This is a genomic window from Mesorhizobium sp. ORS 3428, from assembly GCF_001854785.1.
GTDB lineage: Bacteria > Pseudomonadota > Alphaproteobacteria > Rhizobiales > Rhizobiaceae > Mesorhizobium.
The window spans coordinates 1-3,385 of sequence record NZ_MDFL01000054.1 but is presented as its reverse complement, the minus strand read 5'-3'; the positions used below and the strand labels follow the sequence as shown (position 1 = coordinate 3,385).

Sequence of the window (3,385 nt, the reverse complement as noted above, 5' to 3'; positions counted from 1 at the left end):
ACGCAAATCTAGGTAGTGAGCGCAATGCCTCCCCGAGGTCGATGCGCCATACGGTGGAATTGACCGGCCAAACCTGTAAGGCCTTCAATCCGACATAGCCTACGCACAGCCGAAGCAAACTCGGAGGCGACAAGGACGCCGGCAATCCTTTGGTAGCAAGTCCTGCTACGGCTAAAGTGATCGCCGGCTGGTCCTGTGCAATCGCGGACGATCGCGTCACAGCGGCTGCCTAGCTCCTTGAGCTGCGCGGCCAGATCGCTAGGCTCGACTGAGACGCGAACTCTATCGCTGGGGTTCCTTGGAAGGCCTGGGCGGTCTTGAAGACCGCTTCGATTTCGCAGGCGAAGTCCAGATAAAATTGCGGGGGAGGGCTTTGGAGCGTTGAAGACGAAGCCGAGGCGGTATTGCGGCAGCACTCCCGTCCTCTGCCGTCATCGATGTGATGACCGAAATGCCGTTTTCCAACTCGCGTTTTGTAATACCCAGAACGCCGTGCATTAAGTCGATCTGCAACTTCTTCCCGTTGATCTCGGCCACGACAACTGCGGTGTTTGGCGTGTTCATATCGTCGGCATTTGGAAGATAGACCTTCCCACCAAGCGCCTGCGCCAGGCTCTCTGCCGCCTTCCTTGTGCCGAAATAGTCGATGTTCCTTACTCGTCAGTTCGGAACCGGACGACAACTCAGGAGCCCGGTCCTGGTAGAACCATGCCCACAGGTTGGTAGCCTGACCGCCGATGACGAACGTGGCATCATCGATCGTAAGTTTTGATGCTATCTGGAGAACGTCTAGCGGGCCGAAACGCGCAGGCTCGTCACTCATCTCAACGCGACTGAGGCCCTGCGAACAAGAAGCCGGGCCTTCGACCGATCCAGGGACGAGAAAAAGCCATTCTTATCGCGAAGTTGTTTGGCGGAAATCTGCTTGGATGCAAGGCGCGCAAGGTCGACATCGCGGGAACGCTGCTTCTCCGCGCGACAATCCTTCACGTCGAAATGACCAACCTTAACGCCCACGGCTACGCTCCTCGATCAAACAATATATCTGCCCGACCTGCCTGAAAATCAATGCGGCGGGCACATGGCAATATTGCTAACCGTCAACTCTGAAACGCGGTGAAGCAGATAGCGAGTTTGGCCCACGTTCGCTTACGGCTCGTTTACTCGAAGTTCAAGAATTGATYGACTCCGGCGGGCAGATCCATTAAGGGCCCACCTCATGTTCAGGCGGATACGCATACGGCGCTGATTTTCGACGGCCTCCGAGGCCGCCGCATCGCTACGCGTGTCGACGACTGCCAACCGGAGCCTGAACATGAACACCCGCGCCTCCAATTCCCCCGCGCCCGCCTGACTCCGAGGATTCTGGAACGTCCGGAGTGGTTGGATAATATCCACCACGATCCCGAAACGAGACGCGGAGGTGTGAAATACCAGGACGGGCAGCACTCCCTGATGTCTGCGCGGCGACAACTACGGTGGCCGACCGGTCTCCATAATCGTCGCGCTAGACTGGTGTCCCCGAATGCCGGGACATGCCCATCCAGCACCTCCTCCAGATTGACGAAGAGGAAGCCTAGGCGATCTTCCGCCAGTTCCGCTGGCCAAAGACGAATGGYGATCCCGTCTGCCCGCATTTGGCGTTCTCGACTGCTAGGCGCTCCGCAGGCGGGGGTTCAGTGCTCCGGCTGCCGCCGCGAGTTCTCCGTCACCTCAGGCACCGTGTTCGCCTTCCACAAGCTCAGCTTGTGAAAGATGCTGGCCGCGATCTGGATGTCCGTGAACGCCGTGAAGGCATGGCCGCGCTGCACCTCTCCCGCCARCTCGGCGTGCAGTACAAGACCGCCTGGGTCCTGTCGCTGAAGATCAAGGAAGCGCTGGGGCTGCGCCGCGTCGGCATGAAGCTCGAGGGCCAGGTCCAGATGGACGGCAAGTACGCTGGCGGCCACATCAAGCCAGAGAACAAGGCCGAGGAGCGGATTGATCGCCGCCTGAAGAAAGAAGTACCTGAACATGAAGCGGCTATGCGTGCTGGCGCTTGCGAGAAGAATGGCAGCGGGTTCGAGCGCACCTTCACGCGCATCGTCCGCGAGGAGCAGGGCGAGGCCGCCTGGGCGACGGTCCGCGACCATGTCAGACAGGACGCTACCGTCGTCACCGACGAACACCCCAGCTATGCCGACTTGGCCGRCCTCAACCAGCACAGGCAGGTGAACCACGCATGGCGCGAATCTGAAAGATCGCGACGCGCTTTAGAGTTCGACGTGGCTGATGAATAGACACCCGCGCGCGCCCTGATTAGGAGCGCCGGTGGCCGGACAAACTCCCGACTTTTCCGCTGTCGATTTTGTCGAATTGGCGACAACTGGAGCTCGACCGAGACAGGCTCTTCGAGCGTAACCCCGCTGCAAAGTTTGAGAAAAATCTCGGTTGGCCTGAAATGGCATGATCTTTGTTGTTTTCCATTCGATGTGATCGCCGCGGCAAGAAGCGCGACGGGTCCRCTCGCAGAATAGCGGTCTCGTTAGAGCGGGGCCGCGCTTGCAAAATCGCTCGACGTCTTGGGCATTCATGCAATTCAGGAATGACTTCCAACTCTAGTTGCGAAGACGCGGTCCGGGCGGAGCGGTAGTTCGTTTGAAGGTTGCATCAACGCAATAGCGGGTACTTACGTCGATGGGCTTCGTGAAGACATTTAGTGTCTCCTTCTTTCGCTTGGCGGCGGGATTTGCGTTTCTATGCTCTGCACTCACAGGCTGCCTGCTTGCCTCCACAGCCATGGGGCAGGACAACCTGCTGGATGTTGCGAGATCGCTGTTCAGCCCCATTCCCAAGCGTGCTGCAGACCTGGACGGCAATCCGGCGACCTTAGAGAAGCTTGAGTTGGGCAAGATGCTCTATTTCGAACCGCGGCTCTCGCAAGCTCACAACATCAGCTGCAACACCTGCCATCAAATCGGCCGTGCTGGCGGCGATGGCCGCTCCACCTCTATTGGCCATAACTGGCAGCGCGGCGGCCGCAATGCGCCAACTGTATTCAACTCCGTCTTCAACATCGCCCAGTTTTGGGACGGACGGGCAGCGGATCTGACGGAGCAGGCTGGCGGCCCGATCTCCAACCCGACGGAGATGGGGACCACTCCCGGGCACGCCGTCGAAGAGCTCAAGGGCATTCCTGGGTACGTTGAGGCGTTCGGCAAAGCCTTCCCCGATGAAACCGATCCCCTGAGATATGACAACATCGCGAAAGCCATCRCCGCGTTCGAGGCGACGCTGATCACGCCTAACGCACCCTTCGACAGGTATCTCGAAGGTAACGAAAACGCACTTACCGCTGAACAGAAGGAGGGGCTCAGGCTTTTCGCCGACAAAGGATGCTCGTCTT

General features: G+C 58.9%; 2 protein-coding genes. Both read left to right on the top strand.

The genetic code is table 11. The features are described 5' to 3' along the window. Window positions 1-1,748 precede the first annotated feature (1,748 nt). Complete coding sequence (locus tag ORS3428_RS06655; protein WP_157895934.1) at window positions 1,749-2,279, top strand: IS1595 family transposase; 531 nt, start codon at window positions 1,749-1,751, stop codon at window positions 2,277-2,279. Window positions 2,280-2,676: 397 nt separating this feature from the next. Continuing rightward, a partial coding sequence (locus tag ORS3428_RS06650; protein ID WP_274534788.1) for a cytochrome-c peroxidase occupies window positions 2,677-3,385 on the top strand: 709 nt, incomplete at its 3' end.